The organism is Martinezella paranaensis, assembly GCF_014200235.1.
GTDB lineage: Bacteria > Pseudomonadota > Alphaproteobacteria > Rhizobiales > Rhizobiaceae > Rhizobium > Rhizobium paranaense.
In genome coordinates this window covers 45,598-70,409 of the sequence record NZ_JACHBI010000011.1, presented here as the reverse complement: position 1 = coordinate 70,409, position 24,812 = coordinate 45,598, and the positions used below count along the sequence as shown (strand labels likewise).

The window sequence follows — 24,812 nt, the reverse complement described above, 5'->3', positions numbered from 1 at the left end:
TCCTTTCATCATGTATGTAACTGCGGCCTTGGCTGAGGATAGACCTCTCCCTCCAGCCAAATATGAACCAGATGCGGTGAATCTGGGGCGTCCGAGACTGATGCCTCTAAATCATATCCTAGAGCCTCAAGGTAAGCGACTGGTAAATTCCGCTCGAGTGCAGCCATCAGCGCCCCAAGTGCCATCACCTTGCTGCCGAGCGGCGAGAGCACCAAACGAGAGCCGCCGACCTCAGAAAAGACTGGTTTTCTGAGGTCGTCGAGGCGCAAGATCGTCCGGTAGAGATCGAGAGGGTCTCGCTCATCGGCGTAGACGATGTCACGAGTATCGACCGACCAGGCGCTGTCGAGTTCGACCATGAATTCTTCCGCCAAGCGGTCCCCGATCCGCGGGTCCATGGATGGGAATGGCAGAATCGGGCAGGTGTCGTGCGGCGAGACGAAATCATAGAGGCGGTCCAGAGCGGCGCGCTTCCCCGTCGCCAGCTGCGGCAGCCAAAGCTTGGCCGCCCCGGCGAACTTGTTGAGCGTAAGGCCGCCGACAAAGCCATGAACATAGCCGGGGGAATCGCTGGCGATCGTCTTGATCGCGCCGTCGAGAGCGGGATTGTGCGCGACGAGCAAATGGAGGTTCTGTGGCCCCTTGCCCCGCTCGCTATACTCGACGAGGAGCCGGATGATCGGAAAACTGGTTCCGACCGATAGGGCGCTCACATCGACGACGACATCCGTGATGCCGTCAAAATTTTGGCCAGCAAGAGCTCGCGCCACGTTTCGACCGCCAATCACGGCGAGGTCGCTGCCGAAGATATCGACAGGAACAAGCGCGTGATTTGGCACGATCGTCTGCAAGTCGGCAATATTCTTCGCAGCCCGCGATACGAGTTCGGGCGAGGGATCCGGACGGTTTTCCTGGAGGAACAGACCGCGTAGCGGCGCCCCGCCGGCGGCCAGCTTTCGCGATATCACGCAGGCGCGGGGATCGAAGCCTGCCCCGGCGATCACGATGACCTTGCGCTTCGTATCAGCAAAATAATCGTCAATGAATCCGGAAACAGCGTCGCCGCTATGAGAAATACAGGGGTCCCACCGCCAGTCGCGCGCCATTTAAGCCTCGTTTAGGATGCGCACCAGGTCGTTGGTCCGCTTTTCAAGGAAACCACCGCGCTTGAGCGTCAGTCTGTTGTGAAGCAAAAGCACACCGCCCAGCTCAACGAGAACCCAGAGACGCTTCTTGGTGCCGTGGTTGGGAACGAGGACGAAGGCGTTATATGCCACGCCGAATTGCAGGATGCGCGCCAGCTCCGGCTGGTTGCGAGGAATTTCGTAGAACTCTTCCTGCGGTATGCCGAAGGCGTTGGCGCCGCCTCCAAGCGACGCGTTACCCTCAAGGCTCTTCTTGACGCAAGCCGCCGCAATCCCATCCGCTAGCTTCTTGACCTGCTGATGGTGCGGAAAATCCCACTCCCGGATCATTTCGGCAGCCCGATTTCGCAAGAGCGAATGCTGCGAGCTCGCGCTTAAGGTTGGCGACTTCGAACGGATCAGCTGCGTCTCGGATTGCGCAACCAACCGAGAGGCGAGCTGAAGGAATTGTTCGGCGTTTTCGGAGCCCGCGTCACATAACGGATCGATACCATAGAAATAGGGCCGATCTTGCTTGTGAAGTAGATGGATTTTCGCGCCTTCGAAGACCTTGTCGTCCGCGATGAGCGGGCGTGACGGTTCGACGTCCTGCCCGGCATCGTCGAAAAGTCCCTGCTGCGGCACGCGTTTGGCGTAACGCTGGAAAAGGACGCCGAGCATGGAAAGTCGGATCTCTTCGCAGTCTTCGGCTGTGTCCTTCAGATAGTTGGCGATGTCCTGTTCAAGACCGGTCCTTCGCTCCGCGGTGATCTTGAAGCGCCATTGCAGACTATCGACGTGGCTTGCAAGCCTTTCCCGCTTCGATTGCGAAATCGGCTCGATATAGGTCGCAAGCAGATTTCCAAGATCGTTGAGCCGGCGACGGTGGAAAATTTCCATCTGCGCGAGGTACCGATTGGCCATCCCTTTGGCCATCTTGCGAAAGGCTCGGCGCTGATTGAGTCGATCTCCTCCGCTTTGCATCCATATCGTGGTTGTCTCGCGAGACTTTTTAAGGCCTGGCTCATCAGCGTGCGCGATCTCGTTTTCTTCAACCAGCACGTCTGCCGGCGTCAGGGCATCAAGGCGCGTCAGCACCCAGCGCGAGACTCGCAACTCGCGCCGGCTGAGCCAACGTTGAAGGGATTGGAACTGCGCCGGATGCAGGCTGTGGGCGTCGTCGAAGATCACCAGCGGCTTCAGGACCGATGACTGGTTGTGCTCCTTGAGGAGGAACGTCTCGATGACATCGAACGGGCGGTAGGCCGCCGCGGCAACTTCCCTGTCGATCTCGTCAATCTCAGGTGGAACCAGCGCGGCCGAGATATTGTAGATCGCAAGCTCGATTTCCCGCGCCCGCTCCAGCACCCCCCGCGCACCTGTCCCGCCAATGGCGGTGAGCGCCGCATCGGCGTCGGGTCTCGGCACGATTTCGAGGTCGTCGATCGATGCCCCCGCCAACTGCACGTCCCTGATCCAGGCCAACACCGTCCGGGCCTGGAGGAGAGCCGTCATCAGTCCGCTCTTGAGCTCATCGGGATATGGAAACTCCCAGAATTCGCGGTACTCACCCTCAAGCGGCAGGCGGGCACCGATGACCGACGGCATCCCGGTCGTGATCGCCCGACAGGCCGTCAACGTGTCGATGAGATCGTCATAGATATCCTGGCCGCGATTTCGCAAAAGCGTGCGCAATGTCGAATATTGAAAGAGCCGCGCAAGGGTCGTCTTTCCGCTCCCGGGCGTCCCAATAATCGTTGTCAGTCGATCATAGAGCTTTCCCTCCTCAGCGTGTTTCTGGAAGAAGGTCGCCAAGGGCTCAGGGGTAACGACAGCGAGGAAGGCCTCATCGTCGCGTAGATATTCGGTTGCGCGTTTCTCGAAGGGATTGACCATGATGATCCTATGAATGCCTCTGCCTTCGTCTGAAGAGCGGACGCATTGCCGGCGTTGCTTCGCCACCCTCGGTCTCTGCCCAGAGTATGGCGACGGAATTGTTGGGCGTATTGTGTTCGAGAACCAGTGGCAAGGCACATCCGCCATAGCCGAGTCCCAGGTGCTCGACCCCTCCGACATCCGTATGCTCGGTCTGGATCTTCGGGTCGTAATATTTCTGGGTGAGCGCGATGAAGCCCTCGAATGGCGCGGGGCTTTTGTCTACTGGAAGATCCTGCGGCAGAACCGCCCCAAACGAGAAATTGATCGTCTCCGTCCATCCCTCCGTTTTCAAAGCGTCCTTAGCGTCGCCAACCCGCCTGACCATCTCGCCAGCGCCCGCATGCGTCGCGATATAGTGGTGCACGCAGAGTTCCCAATCGGGGGACAACACCTTGGCCGAAAGCGCACCGACGACATTCTCAAGCGATTCCTTGAAGCGCGAAAGCTTTCCGGACCACTTCTGCTTCTTCTCGTTCCAACGATGGAACGACGTCCCGGTCCCGACGAAATCGTCGATCAAGTAAACCAGCCTGAACTGTGCGTCCGGATCCTTGAGGTCCTTGCGAAGATCGTCGATCAGATCTTGCCATTTGTCTTCGTCGAGCTGGGTCGCCAGTACAAACTGCTCGTTGGTGAGGATGCCGACATTACTATGCCTGATGCCATCAATCCTGGCGCCGTCACTCAATCCCATGAAGAGCGTCTGCCGCCGCAAGCGATCGGCTGCATCTCTCGCATCGCTGTCGGCCCAGACCCGGTAGCGCGGAATTCCCTTTTCCGCCGCGACCATGCTGATGATGCGCTCACGCACGACGGACGGATAGAACTGCTCCACGAGGCGGTTCATCTCTGCCTGACCCACATAGATCAGGGATTGACGCACGAACGCGTAGGCCGTGGGGCGCTCGCTGGGATCAAACTGCTGCAGCCAAGTACCAAGGCTTTCAATAAACCGCATACCCGCTTGAAAATCGCGATAGCCGTCGTATTTCAGCTTCGACATCAGACGCAACCAGCTGAACTCGCGCCTGGCCTGGTCGTCGTCCCAGGCCATGATCTCGCTCAATATCCGCAGCCCAAGTCCTTCGTTCACGTCAGCGCATCCTTCACAAAGCCGAGATGCCCGTCCACGACCTCGAGATGCCTGATATAATCCAGTGTCGCCTCCACGCCGCGTTGCCCAGCTTCGGCGAGGTTCCAGCAGCTTGCAGCATCAACACTCGTTTCGTCGACGCTGAGCGAATCTTCGCCACGCAGAAGCTCGAAGTCATTGCCCGGCCACCGGCCGCGATCCCCGATCGCAAGGATCGGAGTCGGCCCCAATTGCCCCCTCAGTCTCTCGACGACATTGAGTTTCGAAACCGAGGCCGCAACGATGTCCACGGAATGACTTGAGCGCGTCACCTTCACGCCCTCGCTTTCGGTCGCCAGGATGACCTGATGGGCAATGTCCCATAGCCTCCCCTCGCCCACGTCAGTCTTCGCCTGAAGCGTGATCTGAAACTGCCGGTCGGTCTGTTCGGCGAATTTGGCGAGCTCTGGATGGCGCTGTAGCGCAATCGCCAGAGACGCGAGTTCGAGGCAGCACGCCGCCATTCCATCAGGGACGGCCGCGTCGCTCAATGGCGCAATTTCTGCTCCATTGTAATAACCGACGAGGATGTCGTCCCAGTATCGTTCCGGCAACACCTTTTGCAGATCTTTCCTAACGGACGAACCGCGCCCGGTGGCAATCGCGACGCGACCACCGGCTCTCAGGATCCGGATCAGCTCAGCGACGATGTCCTGACGTGGCAGCTGAAAACGATGCCGCGTATCAACAAGCGTGCCATCATAGTCGAATACGACGGCGGAAAATCGCTTGTTCACAAGCTGCTTACGATAAGCCGTCAGAGCGCCCTTCCAGCCAGCAAGTTCTTCTCCGTCCATACTGGCGGCAGTCTTGCCTGCCTTTCGGGATATCGCGGCCTCGTCGCGAGAGCCAATCGAAAGGGCAAGCTTGGTCTTCCCGGACCGCGGCAGGGGCAGATTGTAGAGCTTGCGCCCGAAATCCGGCACGCCTGGCCGTCCTGGATCGATTCCCACCGCCAGGCCTGCCCACTCGGTGATCCTCAGGGCTGCGATGAGTGAAGAGATCATGGTAGCGACAGGCGTACCGGGAAGGTCGACAACGGCTTTCGGTATGTCCCCAGGGATCAGGTCCAGCGTTTTTTCCGCCAGTGCACGGTCATGATCTGAAACCAGGGCCAGCACTCCGCTGATGTCTCCTCGCTTGGCGAGCCAATGATGGCGGCCATGCGCGAAGTTTCGATAATCTGCGAGTTGAAGATTCCCAAGAGCCGCTTCGGTGAATTTCGATTCTAGGTCGATCGCGCCAACCTTCGTCATCGGGCCATGAACTACCAGCGTCGTGCCGCGCGACCAAAGGCTGCCGGTTTTTGCTCGCCAGGACGCGACCGCATCACTTTGCGCAGAAAGCAGCTGATCGACGATCGCGACCGCTGCATGCCACTCTCGATCGCCATCGTGCTCGAAGGCGTAGGCCCGAGCGAGAAGCGAGATGAAGCCTAGCAACGAATTGGTCGCCAAAAATCCGTCTTTGCCGGCCGGCGGCGGTGCGATCAAAAGGTCCACATAGGGATGGCGGCGGCACAGATCGGCAAGCGGACTGTCTTCTCTCCCGCACATTATCGCGAGCTGGCGCGGCTCGCGTGTCACGAGTGTTTTTGCGGCTGCGATGATGTCCACGTTTCCGCCACCCGCACTCAATAGCCAATGGGACACGCCGACGAGTGGGTCTGCGGAAACTTCAAGCGGTGTCGACACCGAGGCAAGACGACCGGTAAATGTCTGATGGAGGGTAACAAGCGCATGCGCGGCGGTGAGTGAACCACCGGAACCGATCGCCTGGAGGGGGAAAAGGCCTGCAGTGCGGATCGCCGCCCGCAGATCGTCAATATCCTTGCTTTTCGCCCAAGCAAATGTTGCTTCTAGGCTGTCGATTTCCTTCGCGTACGGTTTTGCCATGATCTCCTCGTACAGGCTGATCGCCTCGCTCCTGTCGATTCGACCGCTCTTGGCTCCGACAGCAGATTGTGATGTCGAGTCTTTCCCTGTGGCTTGAATCTCTTCGAAAACAGCGGGAGATTCAACGGGCCCAAGTCGTTACCGCGACGTCATCAACAACTATAAGAAGCGCCCTCACTAAGAGGTCCCGATTTTTGTTCGCTCGCTTATGTGTATGTATTTTCGTATGGTTTTGTGATCTCCTGTAAAGCATGAGTTGTATTGACGTTTGATGCGACTTGATTGTGATGATCTCCGATCCGCGGCTGCGGCGCACAAAGAAAAGACCCTTACATTATCCCCCACGCCCGAAACCTCCCCCTCCCCGTCATCTCCCTGAGCCCAAGCTCCTCGACGATCCTGAGCGCCGCTCGCGGCGTCACCTTCAGCGTCTCGGCGACCATGCCGGCCGAGACCAGCGGCCGCGCCATGACGAGCTCGATCAGACCCGGCAGATTGGAGGAAGAGCGCCGGCCGACCAGGCGCCGCTCCATCATATGTTTTGCGAGCGCCAGCCGGTCATGCTCCTTGAGACCGAGCTCCGCGGCCGTAATGATGCCGTTAACGACCGCCAGCAGGCGGGTGTCGCGCGCGCGATGCCGACGCCGTTCGACGGGAATGGATTTGAGGCCGAGATTGATCGCGGCGAGGTGGGCGCCGGTCGTGAGGCCGGCATGGCGCAGCGTTTCGGCAGCCAGCAGCCGGCCGAGCCAGGGCGCGTGTTGCAGGACCTGCAGGTCGTTCCAGGCGTCGAGCAACAGCGCGGCGCGCAACACCGGCGGCAGGCCTTCGGTTTCGCCCAGGACGACGCGCCATTCGTCGAGCCGTGCGTCCTCGTCCCAATCGAGATCGTAGACCAGCGGATCTTTGTCCCGCGTAGTGCGCGGCCCGGGCAATTTGGCTTCGGTTAGCGCTGCTTCCGAGCGGGCGATCACGGCGTCGATTTCGGCCAGGTGTTCCGCCAGGGGATCGTTGGGATCCTTATCCGGATCGTCCCCCTCCCCTCCGCCGATCGCGTCTGCAGCGGGTGCGGCCAACGGCACGGTGTTTTGGGCGATCCCATCAACTGCTCCGTCGTCGTCGTGTGATGGTGCAAGCCACCCCTGCCCGCGCAAGGCGCGCAGACCATCCGGGCGCAGCGCCCAGCCGGGTGGCTGCGCCGCGAGTCGCCGGCGGCTGCGAAGCACGTCGCGGGCGATTGTCAGCTCGTGGGTCGGCGTGCGGATGTCGTGGCCGGCGTCGTGCAGCACCAGGTCCTCGAGATGGACGAGCTCGCCGTCGAGCCACAGCGAGGCGCAGGCATCGGAAAAGTGGGCGCGATCGAGGAAGCCGGAGCCGACCGTCGATCGGGCGATGCGCTCGTCGAGACGTGACAGTGACGATGCGGCGTCCGAAACCGGCCGCGATAGGGTCTGGAGGGGCAATTTGGCGAAATCGTAACGCATTGAAAATATGGTAAATGATTTACTAAACGGTCGCTATCTTAGATTTAGTGTCCGTCACTGGATGTTGTTGCCGAGGCAACTTGTCACTTCCGATAAGTACTGCGTATCGATAGGTGATGGTTTTTGGCGGCAAGAGATAGCGTATTTGTCCGTGAGAATTGGCGGAAAAGCCGCAAATCCGGGCCCCTTGAGGGCTTTTCATTTTGGGTCGCTGGAAATTCTGCCTGATTGAGCGGAAATAACGCGTGCTGAACCGGTCGAGCTCTTCCCCTCCCCGACCGCCTCTCGGCGTCAGAACCTCATCAAAAAGCCGGAGCCGGAGCGACCTCTTCCGAAATAGCCGATTTCCCTGCGTTTTCGCCATAGATGCCCGCTGACGTGCGTTCTCGGGCGGCGATGGGTCGATGCCTGCCTCACGTCATAGAACGCTCTCTATCGCCTCCCATTTTTGTCATAAAACACGCTTGCAAATCCCCATTTTCTCATGCATTCATTATCTGTACAAAGGCCATCAAAAAAGAGCCAGAACGAATGCCCCAGGTTGCAATCGCCAGCTCCCCCTCTCCGCGGCCCCGGCTGATCGGATACGCCCGGGTTTCGACTGACGATCAGCTCAACGATGCCCAGGTCGATGAGTTGCGCGCCGCCGGCTGCGATCGCATTCATCAGGAGCACGGATCCGGGTTATCCCGCACAAGACCGGTGCTCACCAAAGTGCTGAAGGATCTCACCTCTGGCGACGTGCTAGTCGTCGTTCGTCTCGATCGCTTGGCCCGATCAGTCAGCCATCTGCTTCACGTGATTGAAGACCTCGAAAAGCGCGGAGTTCATTTCCGCTCGCTGCGCGATCCGATCGATACGTCCACGCCGCAGGGAATGTTTTCCTTGCAGGTGCTCGGCGCCGTCGCCCAGCTTGAGCGCGCCCTGATCGCCGAACGAACCAAAGCTGGCATCAAGGCTGCGAAAGCCAGAGGGAAGCTTCCCGGAAATCCCGGTCTGCGCGAGCGCCGACCGGAGGCGATCAAGGCGGTGTCGAAAGCACGCGAGAAACTTTATCTCGACGAACTGATTTCGTCGGCACAGACCTGGCTGCCGACCGTGAGGCAGCTCAGGCCACAGCATAGTTGGGACAACGTCGTGCGCGTCCTTAACCGTCGCGGTCATCACTGGACGGTCCAACGATTACGCCGCGCGGTGCATCGGATGGTTCGTGAGAAGCTTGCAGAGCCAGAGCTGCTGGCCCGCTCACCGCGCCGCGCGCCCGAAGATCATTTGATGAAGTTGGTCGCCGCGATCACCATCGCCGACCCCAGTTTGTCGCTGCGCGACATTGCCGCGCAACTGGATCAGATGGGGGAACGGCCGGCGCGTGGTGGCAGGAGGTGGCAGCCCTCTTCCGTTAGGGCGCTGTTGGACGAGGCACATCGCTTCGGGTTAGTTCGTCCTTGACTAGCTGATTCATAAGGGAGCGCCCGCGCTTTTTGCCCCGCGAGCTTCCTTTCCCGGCGGAGATCTCCTTCCAATCCGTGCTTGCCACGACCTGTTCGGCCAACCCCGCCAAGGTGGATTTCCTCCTCCACCTGACGCCCGTCCGGTTCAATGGTGTAGCCGGTCATCATTGTTCCTTCTGCCAACGACCGAGGTGGTTTCTCGTCTCGAACCCGCATGATGGTATGCCGGCTCGTCACGATCTTTCTTCAGCGCGGCGACCTGCTGGGCTGCTTGTTCGGCCCTCAAAAGTCGCTCGCGCAAAACATCGGGCAACCGAGCCTGATCTCGCTTGCATATACGATCAAAAGGAGCCGCAAGGCTTATTACGGAGAGCTCGAAACAAATCAGCGTAAGCTCGATATAATCGAAAGGCTCATCTACTCTACTTCTTGCAAACCATTCTCGATGCGCAGCAGACGACTCTCACGCGCGTTGCGTTTTATATCCGCAAGGCAAAGTTCTATGAACGGTTCCGCGACCAGTTCAACAATCGCCAAGGCGATCTCCCGCATGTTCCGCGAAGGGATTGAAGGCTTCAAAGGTGGCCTGAGCGCGGAAAATTACATCTCGATCACAGGGGCTTCCCGGGCAACGGCGACTCGAGACCTTCATGATATGGTGGAGAAGGGGGCAATGAACCGCAGCGGTGAACGCCGACATACGCGTTACACCTTAAACCTGCCGGAGCCAGAGTGATAGAAACAACGGCTGGGGCACGGCCTTTCGTCCACTCTATCCAAAGAGCGCGACATCACTCGGCGGAAGCAGACTGGCTTGATTCTTGCTGTGGCTGGTCGTTAGTTTGCTGCCTAAACTGCGAAGACACGAGGATTGTTATGCCAACTGGCAAGGTTAAGTTCTTCAACGCCGATAAAGGCTTTGGTTTCATCACGCCGGAAAGCGGAGGAGGCGACGTTTTCGTGCATGTCACCGCCCTGCAATATGGCGATTATCTCAGAGAGGGACAGTCCGTTTCCTACGATCTCGGTCAGGATCGGAAGACCGGCAAGTTAAAGGCGGAAAACGTCAGACCGCTCTGAGGCCAATTGACCGGAGCGGCGGCAACGGGCTCAAAAGCGCCTCGGGGCCACCTGCTCTTAAATTGCGAGATCTCGGCCTGTGCCAAAGGCGCAGCGCCCAACTTCTTGGCCCGGTCGAAGGGTGTCACATCCAGAAGCGGAACGTCTATGAGACTAGCATAGCCCTCAAACCCCATCTTGGTGCAATAGCAAGACTCATGATGTTATCGGCACGTACGGTCGCATTGATGAATTTCGAACACGAGTTCTTCGGCTGTTGTCCGAGTTGCGGTAAAAAGAGCTGTCGACGCTGGATATCTTTGGGTTCGCGCGTGCAAATGTAGGGATGTCGACAAAACGGTGGATCGCCGTACAGGCTTAACAACTGACAGCCGACAAGCAGCCGATCGTAACTTGCGATCAATAAACCACTCCGCGAACCCCGCGGCCGAAAGCAGCGTCTCCAGCGCCGTTGTTCCGCCGGCGCGGATGTCCGGATGATTTCGTTCAGAAGGCTACACAGCTCTTTGCATCCGAGGTTACGGCCCTTCGAATATGCTGTTTTCAGCGACCCCACTTTAGATTGATAGCTTATCGGCGATACTCGGGAGACCACAAGCCAGGATCTCACCTTGCTGCGGTCTCCAAACAGCATCAGCTTTTTGCAGCTCATGATGCTCTCCGGCCTGGCGAACCATTCGTTCGCATCAGCGCCATCAACATCGGCCCAAGTGAAAACTCTCCGCGTTCTGCCTTGCGGGTGAGGTCACGCAAATAACCGCCCGCATTGTTGATGTGCCCTGCCCTTTCGAGGATGCAGGCCATCACGGCCGCAGCATTCTCGGCACCGAGTGCCTCACAGGCATTCTGGTAGGCACTCGGACTGACGGCCAGCATCGATCGCACGACCACCGCGGCTGACATGAGATCGCGCCAACTCCCGACCGCCCCGCCCGGCCCGTAATTCGAAATCTCAGGGCAGGCCTGCAAGACCATTCCCAGTGGAAAAGCCTTTATCGGCTCTCGCATTCGCCCAATGTCTGGGTTCGATTTCGCCCCCTGCTCTGTTTCAGAGCGAGGTTCAAATTCATTGCTGGATTCGGGTTTTGAATTCTGTATGTGACGTCCAATTTGGACATCATTGGTATCTGTTTTTTGAGAATCTTCCTGAAATTCCAGTTGGTTGATGATCTCTTCACGCAACATTCGCATTTCGTCGAGGACGGATTCAATATCTTTGAGGGTTGGGGAGCGGGGGATGCCTGCGAGCAGCTGCACGTAGTAGCCCTCCAGCTTTTCCCAATCGCCAGAAGCGCCCTCTTCTATCGCAGCCGTCAGCAGCTTACGAACGTCACGACGGCAGATCGTCAGTGCTTCCTTGGCGCTGCGGAAGTGCCGGCGCTCGGCTGCTATCTGCTGTGCGAGCTGCGCAAGCTCTTCGGCGCGAGCAAGCAGCGGCGCGAGGCTGAAGCCGAACGCATCTTCGATCTGGCCGCCATTGTCCTTTCGGGCGTATCGTTTGCCATTAGCACTGTCTTTGCGCTGGATCAGTCCAGCATCGACGAGTGCAGCAAGGTGGCGGCGCAATGTCGTGCCAGCAATACCATGCGCTCGAACGGAAAGCTGTTCATTTGATGGGAACACCACCAGGCCGCGCTCTTCCGAAAGCTCATTGTCGGGATAGAAGGTCAAGAGCGCATCAAGAACGGCAAGGGCGCGGTCCTGAATGCCGAGCACTGCCCTCGCCTCCGAGGCATCGCGAAAGATCTTCCATTTGTCGGCCGTCTTACCTGGCCGCATCTCAGCCGTTTTCATTTGCCCTCTTACCTGGGCAAGCGATATCGGCCGCCGCCCGAAGGGCGTCGTCACACTTCCAATCTGCATTTTTTCTCTCACCTTAATTGAGGCAAAAGAGATCCGCCCGCCAAATCGACGGTTACGACTCTTGACAGGGATTCGTGGAAATGCGATTCTCAATCTTGCTTAGGGAATACGAGAAGGGCTTCCACGACTTGGTCGTTTGGGGGCCTTTTTCTTTTGCGGCTTCAGTCTCCTTTGCTTCCCTCCTTCAGGAATTGCTCGTAGAGCGCATCCAAATTGCGGGAAAGATATTCTCCGAAACGGCCAGCATTCTTCGCCTTCATCGAGAGCGAGAAAGCTTTGCCCGTATTCTTGATTTCGGCCTGCACTGCCTTGTCCCGGGGCTGCCACTTCGCCTTTTGAGTCGAAACCTCCGCCTTCCTCACGGGCCGCGCTGTTCTGTTGAGCGCCTTGTACAGAGATGAAAAGCGTTCATCGGACGGCAATGCGTCGAAGCCGTCCGTGCTCAAAACTTCTGACACTTTGCCGCTATTGGCGAATTTTCCGACTAGAAGTGAAAGCTCTATCCAGCGCTCTCGGCCCACACCGGGAGCCGACCCGATTTTTTCTATGACGTTAGCCGAGATGCGCTCTGCCACCGTCATCATCTTCGAGACCGAAGCCGCATTCGCGGACAATGCCAAGGAAATCACCTCTCGGCCGTAACCAAGATCATCCAGGCGCTTGGCAAATAACGCCCTTTCGATAAAAGAGAGATTCGCGCGCGCGGAATTTTCCTGCCCTTGAGCAATGACATGGGAACGGTCGTCGATTGCCTTGACAATAGCCCGGACTTTTCTGCCGAGGTCCCTTGCTGCCCTTACCCGTCTGTGGCCGAAGACAACCTGATAAAGACCATCGACCTTTGTATGGGGCCGCACGAGAATAGGCGTATCCTGCCCACGTACCCTAATTGCCTCTAGCAGATCTTGATACTCGCCGTCGTCGTCTGATATCCGATCCTTTACGAAGGAGCCTTCAATTTGTGCCGGATCAAGTTCGATAATTGCCTCGCCTTCGAGATATTTGTCAGCCTGCTTTGCCAGCTCGTCCAGCGAACGCACGAGAGATTTGCCTGCGCCTCGCATTGGATATGCAGGTGCCGTGCCGCTATCTTCATGCAGGTCAGCAAGTCCCTCGAGCAGATTTTTCCGTGCCATCTCATTTGCTCCGAGCAGCCGTTAGCTGCTTGTTTTTCCGCATAAAACGTTCGTTTTTGTCAGCTGACAAATCGACGTCCCCATGACTCGTGAACGAGGCCGGCAATTTCAGCATTCACTGCATCCAACGATTCCATCGCACGGTCATACGTGCCTCTATTCATGGATGCCCGATCGACTTCGTACAGAGTTTGCTTGGTAATTCCGGCATCTGAAACCGCCGTCGACTTCACCATCTGGTTCTTTAGTATGAACTCGTTGAACATCGTGGACATAAAGCCGACCATCTGGGCTTGCGGAACATCGGTCGGCTCGTAGCGCGTAATCAAGTATCTGTACCAGGAGAGGTTCACTTCCGCACCAGCGGCACGGATCGGCTTTAGGATTCCACCAAGCATCAGAAGGAACTGACCCATCGACATCACGTCGAGCATCTGCGGATGGATTGTTATCAGAACACTTGTAGCTGCGGTCAGTGCGGTCAGCGTCAAATATCCGAGCTGCGGTGGACAGTCGACGACGACGACATCATAACGATCGTCGACCTCAGCCAAAGCCCGCGATATGCGGGTGAAAAACGTTTTGCCTTCATTAGAAGACTTATCAGACATCGCAAGCGGCGTGTCATATTCATACTCCTGCAAATCGAGGTTTGCAGGGACAATGTCCAATCCAGGAAAATTAGTGGTCTGGATGATCTCCGAGATCGGCTTTCTCGCACCATCATAGCGAATGGCATCATAGATGGACGCGATCTGATCGAGCTCCGGTTGGAAGCCGTGCAGAGACGAAAGGGATGCTTGAGGGTCGAGGTCTACGGCAAGGACGCGATGCCCCGTCAATGCCAGGTACTGCGCTAAATGCGCGGCGGTCGTGGTTTTCCCCGAGCCCCCTTTGAAGTTGACTACAGCAAGCACCTGCAGCTTTTCACCGCCGCGCCGGTGGGGAACATACATGCGGTTGTCGGATCGACCGTGCGTATCCAGATATTGACGCAGTTCCAACATCTGTTCGGCGGTGTAGGAGCGACGACCGGAGGACGATGTTTGAGGGGAGGGGCCCTTTCCGTCCAGATGCAGCTTTTTCAATGTGCTCTGCGATACGCCGACATAGGTCGCGACCTCCGCCAGCGAGAAGCTTCGCAATGTCTTTTTCGCGTTGGGCGGGAATCGTTGTACGCTAAGTAGGTGCAGCTTTTTCGAGATCAAATCACCCTGTTCTAGGATTTGATCTTCAAAGTGCATCGGCATCTTAAGCGAAGCCATCGAATTAGCGTTCATTGTCAGAAATCTTTCAGATAACGGTTTTCGGCCCGATATTGCCACTGAACCGTTATTATGTCCGATTCTCGCGGGCCGGCAAGGAAAATGCGGCTAATAAACTGTTAATAGCCGGGACGCCCCTTGACCTATGGTTAACGCCGCCATCTGTATTTCCCTTGCAAATCCAATCTGTTACCGCTCCGAGTCACAACGTTCGTTGCATATTTGTTCACTGGTGATTCCTACAACTAAGGGAATAACACGCGAGATCAGATCAGCGCGTTGTCGCCCAAAACCGCGCGCGACTCACCAAAATACCTTGTAGGATTCTACAACTGCCCAGCCATTCTAATCCGTGCTGATCTTTGTCGATAAATTTAAGCGACGGAGATCAGTATGAAGGTTGTTGCGATATCGACCAGACATGGGCTTCCTGCACAGCACCTTCTCGAAGCACATCATCGACTTCGAGCTCAAGTGTTTTCAAATCGGTTGGGTTGGGAGGTCGGTGTTCTTGACGGCCGGGAAGCGGACGTCTTCGACGCTCTCCAGCCGACTTACATACTCGCCGTATCGGACAGCGCTCGTGTGGCAGGATGCGCTAGACTCCTGCCGGCCATGGGTCCGACGATGGTGACCCATGTCTTTTCGTCACTGCTAACGCATGGACACCTAAACGCCCATCCAAGTATGATCGAAAGCTCCCGTTTTTGCGTGGACACAACCTTGGTCGATCTTCGCGGAGGAGGCCTCGTCCACGAGGCCACTTTGACCATGTTCGCAGGCATCATCGAATGGTGCATCGCAAATGGGTACACGGAGCTCGTCACGGTGACCGATCTTCGATTCGAGCGGATCCTTGCACGCGTTGGGTGGCACCTATCGCGATTGGGCGAACCAAAGAACATTGGCAAGACAATTGCCGTCGCGGGCACCTTACCGGTGAACGCCGAGACATTCCTGAGGCTTCGTCCATCCAGTTACCGTTCTGAATTCATCTCCCCAGATGGGCAGCGGAAAAGGAGAAATCCATGAACCAGCTCCGCTCTCACCACCGGCTTGTCTGCAAACTTCAAGACGCGCTCGGCCATAAGCTGTGCGCCGCATTGGAAGACGTGGATGTGATCGAAATAATGCTCAATCCGGACGGAAAGCTCTTTATTGAGCGCCTCGCTCACGGCGTTGCGGCGGCCGGCGAAATGTCCCCCGTCGCCGCGGAAACGGTGATCGGAATTGTGGCGCATTTCCTTCAGTCCCAGGTAGACACGAAGCAACCGATCATCTCCGGCGAGCTCCCGATAGGTGGGCACCGCTTCGAAGGCCTTTTACCACCAGCGGTCGCCAAGCCAGCCTTTACGATCCGCCGCCGTGCCCCACGCCTAATTCCGCTGGAAGAATATGTGCGGTCAGGCGCGCTGACGGGATGCCACGCCTTAATGATCCGAAAGGCGATTTCCAAAAGGCGAAACATCATCGTATCCGGGGGCGCCGGTTCTGGCAAAACGACGCTTGCGAACGCGTTGATCGATGAGATCGTCAAATTCGCCCCCGAAGACCGTTTGGTGATCCTCGAAGATACCGCCGAAATTCATTGTTCGGCCGAGAACGCCGTTCTTCTGCATACCAGCGATACCGTTGATATGTCACGATTGCTGAAGAGCACGATGCGACTGCGCCCCGACAGGATTGTCGTCGGCGAAGTCCGCGACGGTGCCGCGTTGACTCTGCTGAAGGCGTGGAACACCGGTCATCCCGGAGGCGTTGCGACAATTCACTCGAACACCGCCATGTCGGCCCTCCGCCGCTTTGAACAATTGACCGCAGAAGCAAGCCAGCAGCCGATGCACGAGGTTATCGGTGAGGCAGTCGACCTCATCATCTCCATTGAACGGACACCGCGCGGGCGACGGGTTCGAGACGTCATCCACATCGAACGGTTCGCGGAGGGCCAATACCAGATCGGTTCAGACCAACTCGATGAGGAAGAGGAGGCCCGTCATGTCGCGTAAGCCTTCGCTCGCCAAGGTCACATTCTCTGTCCTAACGACAGTTCTCGCTTCGCTTGATCCGGCACTCGCCAGTTCGGGCGGTGGCGGACTGCCCTGGGAAGGACCACTGCAGCAGATTCAAGAGTCGATCACCGGACCTGTCGCAGGATACATCGCACTTGCGGCTGTCGCCATAGCCGGCGGCATGCTCATATTTGGTGGGGAGTTGAACGACTTCGCGCGGCGACTTGTATACGTGGTTCTCGTCGCCGGCATTCTGCTCGGTGCCACGACCATTGTGGGCCTGTTCGGCGCGACTGGAGCTTCAATTGGCCTGACGAGGGAGCTGGTCGCCTCGGACGGCTTCCAAGGCGCAGGAGTGACAAATGGCTGAGTCCGCGTCCGGTCTGCAGCGGAACCGCATCCACCGCGCGCTGTCGCGCCCGAACCTTCTGGTGGGCGCGGACCGGGAACTGGTGCTGATCACCGGCTTGGCCGCAGTCATCCTCATCTTCGTCGTTCTTACGATCTATTCGGCGCTCTTCGGCGTTGGCGTCTGGATTGTCATCGTCGGGCTCTTGAGAATGATGGCAAAGGCCGATCCGCTCATGCGACAGGTCTATGTCCGCCATATCTCGTACAAGCATTACTACAAGGCGACCTCCTCGCCGTGGCGCCGGTATTGAGAGGAACGCATGGTCGCTCTCAAACGCTTCCGGGCCCCCGACCCATCCTTTGCTGATCTCGTCCCCTATGCCGGCCTCGTCGACAATGGTGTTCTCCTGTTGAAAGACGGAAGCCTGATGGCCGCCTGGTATTTTGCGGGACCAGATTCAGAGAGCGCCACGGCCCTCGATCGCAACGAACTGTCGCGCCATATCAATACAATCCTCTCGCGGCTCGGGAGCGGCTGGATGATCCAGGTCGAGGCAGTTCGCATCCCGACATTCGACTATCCGTCGGATAATCGTTGTCACTTTCCCGATCCTGTAACTCGCGCGATCGACGCCGAGCGGCGGGCGCATTTCGCCCGCGAACAGGGGCATTTCGAGAGTAAACACGCGCTGATCCTGACCTATCGGCCGCTCGAATCCAAAAAAACGGCGCTCAGCAAATACATCTACTCGGACGAGGTGAGCCGCAAGAAGACCTATGCCGACACGGTGCTGTTCATTTTCAAGAACGCGGTCCGCGAGATCGAGCAGTATTTCGCCAATACGCTTTCGATCCGTCGCATGGAAACGCGGGAGGCTCTCGAGAGGGGAGGGGCGCGGGTTGCCCGCTACGACGAACTGCTCCAATTCGTTCGCTTCTGCATCACTGGTGACAACCATCCGATCCGGCTGCCGGATGTGCCCATGTTTCTCGACTGGATCGCGACCGCCGAGCTTGAACATGGGCTGACCTCAAAGGTTGAAAGCCGCTTCCTCGGTGTCGTCGCGATCGACGGCCTGCCGGCCGAGAGCTGGCCGGGGATCCTCAACAGCCTCGATCTCATGCCGCTAACCTACCGCTGGTCGTCGCGCTTCATTTTTCTCGACGCGCAGGAGGCCAGACAAAAACTGGAGCGGACCCGCAAGAAATGGCAGCAGAAGGTGCGCCCATTCTTCGACCAGCTTTTTCAGACGCAGAGCCGTTCGCTTGATCAGGACGCCATGAACATGGTCGCCGAGACAGAAGAGGCTATCGCCCAGGCTTCGTCGCAGTTGGTCGCATACGGCTATTACACGCCCGTCATCGTTCTCTTCGATCACGATCGTGAAGGACTGCAGGAAAAGGCAGAGTCCATCCGCAGACTTATTCAGGCGGAGGGCTTCGGGGCGCGCATCGAAACGCTCAACGCCACCGATGCCTACCTCGGCAGCCTACCGGGCAATTGGTATTGCAACATCCGCGAACCGCTGATCAATACCAGCAACCTTGCCGATCTCATTCCGCTCAACTCTGTCTGGTCGGGCTCCCCTGTCGCGCCGTGCCCGTTCTACCCGCCGAATTCACCGCCACTGATGCAGGTGGCGAGCGGGTCGACGCCGTTCCGGCTGAACCTACATGTCGACGACGTCGGTCACACACTCATTTTTGGGCCGACCGGTTCGGGCAAGTCGACGCTGCTTGCACTAATCGCCGCGCAGTTCCGGCGCTATGAACGCGCCCAGATCTTCGCCTTTGACAAGGGGAACTCTCTCCTTCCGCTGACCCTTGCCACCGGAGGTGATCACTATGAGATCGGTGGCGACGCTCAAGAAGAGGCGAAGGCGCTGGCCTTCTGCCCGCTGTCGGACCTCTCCAGCGACAGTGATCGCGCATGGGCCGCGGAATGGATCGAGATGTTGATCGCGCTGCAGGGCGTGACCATCACCCCGGACCACCGCAATGCGGTCTCTCGCCAGATTGGCTTGATGGCCAGTGCAGCGGGCCGATCTCTCTCGGACTTTGTAAGCGGCGTACAGATGCGCGAGATCAAGGACGCGCTCCATCACTACACCGTCGATGGTCCCATGGGCCAGCTTCTCGATGCTGAGAAAGACGGACTGTTGCTTGGCTCATTCCAGACCTTTGAGATCGAAGAGTTGATGAACATGGGCGAGCGGAACCTCGTACCTGTTCTCACCTATCTGTTCCGCCGCATCGAAAAGCGCCTCGATGGCTCACCGAGCCTCATCGTCCTAGACGAAGCCTGGCTGATGCTCGGCCATCCGGTCTTCAGGAGCAAGATCCGAGAGTGGCTGAAGGTGCTGCGCAAGGCGAACTGCGCGGTGGTATTGGCCACGCAATCCATTTCCGATGCTGAGCGTTCCGGCATCATCGACGTGTTGAAGGAATCCTGCCCCACGAAAATTTGCCTGCCGAACGGCGCCGCAAGTGAGCCTGGGACCCGCGAGTTCTATGAGCGGATTGGCTTCAACGAGAGACAGATCGAGATCGTTTCGAATGCGATTCCTAAGCGAGAATATTACGTCGCAACGTCCGAAGGCAGGCGGCTCTTCGACATGTCGCTCGGCCCCGTGGCGCTCAGTTTCGTTGGCGCATCCGGCAAGGAAGACCTGAAGCGCATCCGCACGCTCAGTTCCAAACACGGCCGCGACTGGCCGATCCACTGGCTACGAACGAGAGGAGTTCAGGATGCCGCAGCGCTGCTCAACCTCGAATAAATTGCTCACTGGCCTGGCGGCTGTCGCATTGATGGCCGGCACTGTCGTGCCCGCAAATGCTGGAACTGCCACGGGTGCCGCCACCGAGTGGACGCAGGTCCTCAATAATGGCGAGCTGGTCGCTTTGGTCGGGAAGTCCGGCGAGCAGATCCAGAACCAGCTCACCCAGATCAGCCAGCTCGCACAACAGATCGAAACGCAGCTGAATATCTACCAAAACCTCCTCCAGAACACGGCGACGCTTCCGTCGCATATGTGGGGGCAGGTCGAAAGCGATCTCAACCAGCTGCGCAGCATCGTCGACCAGGGCCAGAGCATCTCGTTTTCCATGGGCAATGCGGATGATGTGTTGCAACAACGTTTTCAGAGCTACTCAAGCCTTAAAACCAACCTGCCAGACAATTCGTCGTTTTCTACCACCTATCAGTCCTGGTCCGATACGAACCGGGACACGATCGCCAGCACGCTGAAGGCGGCGAGTCTGACGGCCGAGCAATTCGATAGCGAGGAAGGCACGATGTCCTCGCTGCGGTCCATGTCCGAGACCGCCGACGGGCAGATGAAAGCCCTGCAGGTCGGGCATGAGATCGCCGCGCAACAGGTCGCCCAGATTCAGAAGCTTCGCGGCCTCGTCTCGCAGCAAATGACGATGATGGGCACCTGGCTCCAGACCGAACAGACCGACAAGGACCTTGCGCAGGCGCGGCGTGAGAAATTCTTCAGCGGGACTGCCCCTTCCACCTCCGGCGGCGAAAAGATGAAAGTCGAGTGGTAAGCACATGACAACAATATGTCTTCGGCGGCTCCGCACCGCGATGGTGATTGCCACCTTCTGCATGCTGGCAGCACAGCCGGCAGTCGCCCAAGAAGGTTCAGTGCTGACCTCATTACAGAGCCAGATCACCACGGCCGCAAAGGGGTGGGAAACTACTGTCATGGATGCGGCGAAATCCTTGTTCTGGATCCTCGCGACAATCGAGATTGGCATCGCCGCCGTCTGGCTCGCATTGCAGGCAGCTTCGCTAGACAGCTGGTTTGCCGAGCTTGTCCGGCGGATCATATTCGTCGGCTTTTTTGCCTTCGTTTTGGGACAGGGGCCGGCCTTTGCGAAGGCAGTGGTGGATAGTTTGTTTGAGATTGGGGCTGGAGGCGGCACGGCCTCCCCAGCAGACGTCTTCAATGCTGGACTCGCCGTCGCAACGAAGATGTCGGAAAAGATACAGTTCGGTCTTTTTGAGGACAACGCGTTGGCGATCTCGGCTGCTTTTGCAATGGTCGTCGTCGTCATCTCATTCTCGCTTGTCGCCGCGATTTTCGTGTCGGTCATGGTTGAGATGTATATCGGCCTTCTTGCCGGTATGATCATGCTGGGGCTTGGCGGCTCGTCCTATACAAAGGATTTCGCGGTCCGATATTTGGTCTACGCCTTCTCGGTCGGAATGAAACTCATGGCGCTCGTCATGATCTCGCGTATCGGATCAGAGGTGCTGATCGGGTTGGCAGACCAGCCCGACATTGGCGACCAGTTCCAGACTGCGCTTGCGATCGCTGGTATCGCTGTCGTGGTCTTCATTATCGCCATCTACGTCCCGAACATCATGCAGGGTGTTGTTCAGGGCGCGTCCGTCTCGGGCGGAATGGAGGCAATAAGGCACGGTGGTCAGGCCGCATCGTTTGCGACAGGAGCAGGGTTCCTCGCGGCGGGCGCTGCCGGGGCGGGATTTGCGGCGGCTCAAACCGCGCGCGCCGCGGGGTCATCCGTCGCAGGCGCAATGCTGCGGGGTTTCGGCGCAGGGATCGGCTCGGCAGGAAAAGCGGCGGGCTCGGCTACCAAGGAGAAGGCCATCGGCTCTCCCGGTGCCTACGCCGGGTCTATCCTAGGCCTTGCTAACGCCAAGCTGGATCAGGCGCGCAGTGGGCACAGCGGACCAAAGCCACTTCCCGAACTTAAAGACTAATAGCAATCAGAAAGTGATCGATCGATGGCAGCGAAACGCGCTCCCGAAAACCCGTATCTTGCCGCGCGCCAGGAATGGAATGAGCGATACGGCTCCTATGTGCAGGCCGCGGCCGCATGGCGCATCGTCGGCATACTGGGTCTGACCATGGCCGTGATCGGCTTCGGGTACGCGATATACCTAAGCACGCAGGTGAAGCTGGTGCCTTATATCGTCCAGGTCGACAAGCTCGGCACCTCGGTCACCTCAGGGTTCCCCGAGCAGATCGAATACGCGGATGTGCGGGTGGTGCGCGCCACGCTTGGCAACTTCGTAACGAGCTTCCGCAGCGTCACACCGGATGCCGTAGTGCAAAAGCAATATATCGATCGAACCTATGCGCTTCTGCGAGCTTCCGATCCCTCGACCCAGAAGATCAATGACTGGTTCCGCAGCAATTCGCCGTTCGAAAAGGCGAAGTCGTCGACGATCGCCATCGAGGTCAACAACATAGTGGCGCTCTCCAATCAGACTTATCAGATCGACTGGACCGAATACGAACGGGACCGGAAGGGCAAGGAAACCGGGACGCGCCGGTTCCGCGGAATCGCGACGGTTGCGCTTACCGCGCCGCAGGACGAGGCGACCATCCGCCTCAATCCGATCGGCCTCTACGTTAGGGATTTTGACTGGACGGCACAGCTTTGAGGGCAGGGGATTTGACATGCACAGAACAGCACTAATTGCAGCCACCGGCTGCTTGGCGGGACTCGTCTTTGTGGGCGGCGCTGAGGCGCAGACCATGACGGCAAATGAGGTGAATGGCACGACCATTTCCAGGAAATGGCGCGTCGCGCCCGGACTGGTGACGGCAGGCTCCGATGGCAAGGTCACCTTTCTCTTCGGCGAAACCCAGCCGTCCGTTGTCTGCTCGCCCTTGCAGGTCTGCGATATCGAACTCCAGAGCGGCGAGATCGTCCGCGATGTTCTCGTTGGAGATACTGTTCGCTGGAAGGTGGAGCCTGCCACCTCCGGTGCAATCGGCGGCCAAGCGATCCATCTGATCGTCAAGCCGTCGGAAGTAGGTCTTGTCACCTCGATGGTGGTCACGACGTCGCGACGCACCTATTACATCCAGCTCAAGTCACATCCGAGCCAGTACATGGCACGCGTCGGCTTCGAATATCCGGAGGACGTCTCGACCAAGCTCGCCGACATCAATTCCCGGCTCGAGACCGGCGGCATTCCCGGGGCGGCACCCGACAAACTGAACTTCTCATATTCCGTGAGTGGCTCGGCACCTTGGAAGCCGACGCGGGTCTATTCGGATGGCGTGAAAACCTACATCCAGTTTTCGAAGTCGATCTCAGGTCAGGATGCACCGGTGCTGGTCGTGATCCACGGCGGCCAGAGCCGCATCGTCAATTACCGAATGAAGAACGACTTGATGATCGTCGATTATGCCGTCGACGAGGCGATCCTCGTCTCCGGCGTCGGCTGGCGCCAGCAGAAGATTACCATTCGGCGAGGAGGCTAAGCTATGCACAAGCTTCTCGTCATCATCATCAGCGGCTTTCTCACCGCATGCCAAACTGCTGGGGATGGGTCTGACGCCAGGTCAAACGCCGCGCCGGTCTCCGGGCCCGCCGCAAGTGCCATCGCCGCCGACATGGCAAGCCGGCTCGCCGAGCAGATCAGTCCCGTGAGGTCGACGACAATCAAGATGGAAAGGGACACATCGGAGTTTGCGGCGGCACTCGAGGCGGCCCTCAAGGGCTCTGGCTACACCGTTCTAACCGACGGCAAAGTTGGAAAGGACGTGAAACCGGTCGAGCTCACTTACGCGATCGATGGCACTCAAGATCAGGTGCTCGCGCGGCTGTCAACACCGTCCATTACCCTTGGCCGCGCATACAAAGCAACGGCCGCCGGTGCGACGCCGGCAAGTCCGCTCTCCATCATGCAGCGTAATTGAGGGGAAAGGTATGATCCAATCGCTCCAGCTCGGCCCTTCAAAGCAAGCCGACGATCCGAAAGGAATGCGCCGCCTCAATCGGCTGCCAATTATTACCGCAACCGTCCTCATCGCGCTATTCTTCGGCGTGGTCGTGATCGGCCTATCGTGGCGAGGACTTCCCTTCAACTGGAGCTACGATATCGACAGCAACTTGAATACACCGGCGACGAACTTCGGTGACCAGCTCAAGCGCGGCATCAGTGACGGCATCATCGGCGAGCCAGGTGAGCGCGAAGTGCTCCAGCCAACACCCACCGTCGAGCAGAAGGTGGAGAAGGGAGCACCTGTTATAGACCGCCGGCCTACGGAACGGCAAGAAAGAGGCCCGCAGCTCGAATCAGAGGAGGAATGGCGAGCCCGCCTAAAGCGGGAGCAGGATGAACAATATATCCGTGAAGCTCAGCGCCAGCGGATGGCTCACCTGCAGGCGCGGGCAACCGCTTTGGACTCGCCTTTGAAGGTGGATATTTCTGATGTCGAGAAGGCCGCTAAAAGTTCCACAGACGCCGGTCGTCAGACTGCGACGACGACAGCCAACAATGCTTCTGATCTCTACACCGCCGCATCGAAATCCGGGCTGACGGCCCAGAACGTCGACCCGAATGCCCAAAGTTCGAAGGAGGATTTCTTCAATCAGGACATCAAGGATCTTGGCTATTTGCCGAATAAGGTCGTGCCGCAGATGTCGCCGTATGAGCTGAAGCGCGGCTCGGTCATTCCAGCCACGTTGATCACAGGTCTCAACTCAGACCTTCCGGGCCGGATCATCGGGCAGATCAGCCAGAATGTCTATGATAGCGCCACCGGCTACCGGCTCCTGATCCCGCAGGGAGCCAAGTTGTTCGGCCGTTACGATTCCAAGGTTTCCTTTGGCCAGGACCGCGTGCTCGTCGTCTGGACCGATCTGATCTTCCCGAATGGCTCGACGCTGCAAATCGGCGGCATGGCTGGGACCGATGGGGCAGGTTATGGCGGGTTCAAGGATAAGGTCGATCGGCATCTCTGGCGCACGTGGAGTTCGGCAGCACTTGTCGCGATACTCGGAACCGGCATCGACATGTCGATGCCCGAAAGCACGACGCTTGCCACCCAGGACACGGCCTCCGATGCCGCCAGACGGAATTTTGCGGACACCTTCGGTCGCGTTGCCGAGCAGACGATCTCGAAAAACTTGAACGTTCAGCCGACAATCCAAATCCGGCCGGGATACGAGTTCAATGTCTTGGTCGATCAGGATATCGTCTTCCCCTCTACGTACAGCAGTCAGTGATACAGCATCAGAAGAGATCTTTGTTTAACTTCATCTCTTGGTCAGAAGGTTTGATTGCGAAATAGAGGTGAATAGACGTTTGC

At 58.1% G+C, this 24,812-nt stretch carries 22 protein-coding genes and 2 pseudogenes; 14 read left to right on the top strand and 10 right to left on the bottom strand.

Features of this window, described 5'->3' with window-relative positions; translation table 11 throughout:
- Positions 1 to 8 precede the first annotated feature (8 nt).
- From GGD50_RS23575 to GGD50_RS32835, 6 genes are all read right to left on the bottom strand, one after another.
- Positions 9 to 1,106, bottom strand: coding sequence for a hypothetical protein (locus tag GGD50_RS23575; protein WP_004129891.1), 1,098 nt, complete (start codon positions 1,104 to 1,106; stop codon positions 9 to 11).
- Positions 1,107 to 3,086 (bottom strand): ORC-CDC6 family AAA ATPase, encoded by a 1,980-nt coding sequence (locus GGD50_RS23570; protein WP_343070011.1) that lies wholly within the window; start codon positions 3,084 to 3,086, stop codon positions 1,107 to 1,109.
- On the bottom strand, positions 3,028 to 4,155 hold the full coding sequence (locus GGD50_RS23565) for a phosphoribosyltransferase-like protein (protein WP_004129896.1): 1,128 nt from the start codon (positions 4,153 to 4,155) through the stop codon (positions 3,028 to 3,030). Before GGD50_RS23565 ends, GGD50_RS23570 begins: the two co-directional genes overlap by 59 nt.
- On the bottom strand, positions 4,152 to 6,089 hold the full coding sequence (locus GGD50_RS23560) for an HAD hydrolase family protein (protein ID WP_004129899.1): 1,938 nt from the start codon (positions 6,087 to 6,089) through the stop codon (positions 4,152 to 4,154). The genes GGD50_RS23565 and GGD50_RS23560 overlap by 4 nt, the downstream gene beginning before the upstream one ends.
- Positions 6,090 to 6,418: 329 nt before the next feature.
- Positions 6,419 to 7,573, bottom strand: a complete 1,155-nt coding sequence (locus GGD50_RS23555) for an RHE_PE00001 family protein (protein ID WP_004129902.1) — start codon at positions 7,571 to 7,573, stop codon at positions 6,419 to 6,421.
- Between the two features lie 432 nt (positions 7,574 to 8,005).
- Positions 8,006 to 8,239: a hypothetical protein gene (locus tag GGD50_RS32835; RefSeq protein WP_246451475.1), complete on the bottom strand. Its 234-nt coding sequence runs from the start codon at positions 8,237 to 8,239 to the stop codon at positions 8,006 to 8,008.
- Here GGD50_RS32835 and GGD50_RS23550 point away from each other — a divergent pair.
- The 3 genes and pseudogenes from GGD50_RS23550 (at position 8,150) to GGD50_RS23540 (ending at position 10,104) form a co-directional block, all read left to right on the top strand.
- Positions 8,150 to 9,022, top strand: coding sequence for a recombinase family protein (locus tag GGD50_RS23550; RefSeq protein WP_246451469.1), 873 nt, complete (start codon positions 8,150 to 8,152; stop codon positions 9,020 to 9,022). The two genes, GGD50_RS32835 and GGD50_RS23550, sit on opposite strands and share 90 nt — an antisense overlap.
- 285 nt (positions 9,023 to 9,307) lie before the next feature.
- Positions 9,308 to 9,760 (top strand): annotated as a pseudogene (locus GGD50_RS23545) (Fic family protein); the annotation flags it as partial.
- A 140-nt stretch (positions 9,761 to 9,900) separates the two neighbouring features.
- A complete protein-coding gene (locus tag GGD50_RS23540) occupies positions 9,901 to 10,104 on the top strand; it encodes a cold-shock protein (protein WP_004119863.1) in 204 nt (67 codons plus the stop codon).
- On the opposite strand, the pseudogene GGD50_RS32830 reads toward GGD50_RS23540, so the two are convergent.
- The 4 genes and pseudogenes from GGD50_RS32830 to repA form a co-directional block, all read right to left on the bottom strand.
- Positions 10,053 to 10,638, bottom strand: a pseudogene (locus GGD50_RS32830) (GNAT family N-acetyltransferase). The gene GGD50_RS23540 and the pseudogene GGD50_RS32830 sit on opposite strands and share 52 nt — an antisense overlap.
- A 114-nt stretch (positions 10,639 to 10,752) precedes the next feature.
- Positions 10,753 to 11,967 (bottom strand): plasmid replication protein RepC, encoded by a 1,215-nt coding sequence (gene repC, locus GGD50_RS23535; RefSeq protein WP_004119862.1) that lies wholly within the window; start codon positions 11,965 to 11,967, stop codon positions 10,753 to 10,755.
- Positions 11,968 to 12,128: 161 nt separating this feature from the next.
- Entirely contained in the window at positions 12,129 to 13,103 is a 975-nt protein-coding gene (gene repB / locus GGD50_RS23530; RefSeq protein WP_004119861.1) for a plasmid partitioning protein RepB, read from the bottom strand.
- 59 nt (positions 13,104 to 13,162) lie between these two features.
- Positions 13,163 to 14,383, bottom strand: a complete 1,221-nt coding sequence (gene repA / locus GGD50_RS23525; protein ID WP_028755142.1) for a plasmid partitioning protein RepA — start codon at positions 14,381 to 14,383, stop codon at positions 13,163 to 13,165.
- 378 nt (positions 14,384 to 14,761) lie between these two features.
- On the opposite strand from repA, the gene traI reads away from it, so the two are divergent.
- The 11 genes from traI to trbI are packed head-to-tail and all read left to right on the top strand — an operon-like array spanning position 14,762 to position 24,729.
- A complete protein-coding gene (traI, locus tag GGD50_RS23520; protein ID WP_004119859.1) occupies positions 14,762 to 15,400 on the top strand; it encodes an acyl-homoserine-lactone synthase in 639 nt (212 codons plus the stop codon).
- Entirely contained in the window at positions 15,397 to 16,374 is a 978-nt protein-coding gene (trbB, locus tag GGD50_RS23515; protein ID WP_004119858.1) for a P-type conjugative transfer ATPase TrbB, read from the top strand. The genes traI and trbB overlap by 4 nt, the downstream gene beginning before the upstream one ends.
- Positions 16,364 to 16,747 (top strand): TrbC/VirB2 family protein, encoded by a 384-nt coding sequence (locus tag GGD50_RS23510; protein WP_004119857.1) that lies wholly within the window; start codon positions 16,364 to 16,366, stop codon positions 16,745 to 16,747. Before trbB ends, GGD50_RS23510 begins: the two co-directional genes overlap by 11 nt.
- A complete protein-coding gene (locus GGD50_RS23505) occupies positions 16,740 to 17,039 on the top strand; it encodes a conjugal transfer protein TrbD (protein WP_004119854.1) in 300 nt (99 codons plus the stop codon). Before GGD50_RS23510 ends, GGD50_RS23505 begins: the two co-directional genes overlap by 8 nt.
- Positions 17,040 to 17,048: 9 nt before the next feature.
- Positions 17,049 to 19,505 carry a conjugal transfer protein TrbE gene (locus GGD50_RS23500; protein WP_004119853.1) on the top strand — a complete coding sequence of 819 codons (2,457 nt, stop codon included), beginning with the start codon at positions 17,049 to 17,051 and terminating at the stop codon, positions 19,503 to 19,505.
- Complete coding sequence (trbJ, locus tag GGD50_RS23495; protein ID WP_004119852.1) at positions 19,477 to 20,280, top strand: P-type conjugative transfer protein TrbJ; 804 nt, start codon at positions 19,477 to 19,479, stop codon at positions 20,278 to 20,280. Before GGD50_RS23500 ends, trbJ begins: the two co-directional genes overlap by 29 nt.
- 4 nt (positions 20,281 to 20,284) lie before the next feature.
- A complete protein-coding gene (gene trbL, locus GGD50_RS23490) occupies positions 20,285 to 21,463 on the top strand; it encodes a P-type conjugative transfer protein TrbL (RefSeq protein WP_004119851.1) in 1,179 nt (392 codons plus the stop codon).
- A 24-nt stretch (positions 21,464 to 21,487) separates the two neighbouring features.
- Positions 21,488 to 22,150, top strand: a complete 663-nt coding sequence (locus GGD50_RS23485) for a conjugal transfer protein TrbF (protein ID WP_004119850.1) — start codon at positions 21,488 to 21,490, stop codon at positions 22,148 to 22,150.
- Between the two features lie 16 nt (positions 22,151 to 22,166).
- Positions 22,167 to 22,979 (top strand): P-type conjugative transfer protein TrbG, encoded by an 813-nt coding sequence (trbG, locus tag GGD50_RS23480; RefSeq protein WP_004119849.1) that lies wholly within the window; start codon positions 22,167 to 22,169, stop codon positions 22,977 to 22,979.
- Between the two features lie 3 nt (positions 22,980 to 22,982).
- The gene (gene trbH, locus GGD50_RS23475; protein ID WP_004119847.1) at positions 22,983 to 23,417 is read left to right on the top strand and encodes a conjugal transfer protein TrbH; all 435 of its coding nucleotides are present in this window, start codon (positions 22,983 to 22,985) and stop codon (positions 23,415 to 23,417) included.
- A gap of 10 nt (positions 23,418 to 23,427) precedes the next feature.
- Entirely contained in the window at positions 23,428 to 24,729 is a 1,302-nt protein-coding gene (gene trbI / locus GGD50_RS23470) for an IncP-type conjugal transfer protein TrbI (RefSeq protein WP_004119844.1), read from the top strand.
- Positions 24,730 to 24,812 lie beyond the last annotated feature (83 nt).

Coding starts and splice junctions, on each gene's coding strand:
- repC (WP_004119862.1), bottom strand. CDS start 11,967: ATGCAGATTGGAAGTGTGACGACGCCCTTCGGGCGGCGGCCGATATCG.
- GGD50_RS23485 (WP_004119850.1), top strand. CDS start 21,488: ATGGCAGCGAAACGCGCTCCCGAAAACCCGTATCTTGCCGCGCGCCAG.
- trbH (WP_004119847.1), top strand. CDS start 22,983: ATGCACAAGCTTCTCGTCATCATCATCAGCGGCTTTCTCACCGCATGC.
- GGD50_RS23500 (WP_004119853.1), top strand. CDS start 17,049: ATGGTCGCTCTCAAACGCTTCCGGGCCCCCGACCCATCCTTTGCTGAT.
- GGD50_RS23510 (WP_004119857.1), top strand. CDS start 16,364: ATGTCGCGTAAGCCTTCGCTCGCCAAGGTCACATTCTCTGTCCTAACG.
- GGD50_RS32835 (WP_246451475.1), bottom strand. CDS start 8,239: ATGAATGCGATCGCAGCCGGCGGCGCGCAACTCATCGACCTGGGCATC.
- GGD50_RS23555 (WP_004129902.1), bottom strand. CDS start 7,573: ATGCGTTACGATTTCGCCAAATTGCCCCTCCAGACCCTATCGCGGCCG.
- GGD50_RS23560 (WP_004129899.1), bottom strand. CDS start 6,089: ATGGCAAAACCGTACGCGAAGGAAATCGACAGCCTAGAAGCAACATTT.
- repA (WP_028755142.1), bottom strand. CDS start 14,383: ATGAACGCTAATTCGATGGCTTCGCTTAAGATGCCGATGCACTTTGAA.
- trbL (WP_004119851.1), top strand. CDS start 20,285: ATGACAACAATATGTCTTCGGCGGCTCCGCACCGCGATGGTGATTGCC.
- trbB (WP_004119858.1), top strand. CDS start 15,397: ATGAACCAGCTCCGCTCTCACCACCGGCTTGTCTGCAAACTTCAAGAC.
- trbG (WP_004119849.1), top strand. CDS start 22,167: ATGCACAGAACAGCACTAATTGCAGCCACCGGCTGCTTGGCGGGACTC.
- repB (WP_004119861.1), bottom strand. CDS start 13,103: ATGGCACGGAAAAATCTGCTCGAGGGACTTGCTGACCTGCATGAAGAT.
- GGD50_RS23540 (WP_004119863.1), top strand. CDS start 9,901: ATGCCAACTGGCAAGGTTAAGTTCTTCAACGCCGATAAAGGCTTTGGT.
- trbI (WP_004119844.1), top strand. CDS start 23,428: ATGATCCAATCGCTCCAGCTCGGCCCTTCAAAGCAAGCCGACGATCCG.
- trbJ (WP_004119852.1), top strand. CDS start 19,477: ATGCCGCAGCGCTGCTCAACCTCGAATAAATTGCTCACTGGCCTGGCG.
- GGD50_RS23575 (WP_004129891.1), bottom strand. CDS start 1,106: ATGGCGCGCGACTGGCGGTGGGACCCCTGTATTTCTCATAGCGGCGAC.
- traI (WP_004119859.1), top strand. CDS start 14,762: ATGAAGGTTGTTGCGATATCGACCAGACATGGGCTTCCTGCACAGCAC.
- GGD50_RS23505 (WP_004119854.1), top strand. CDS start 16,740: ATGGCTGAGTCCGCGTCCGGTCTGCAGCGGAACCGCATCCACCGCGCG.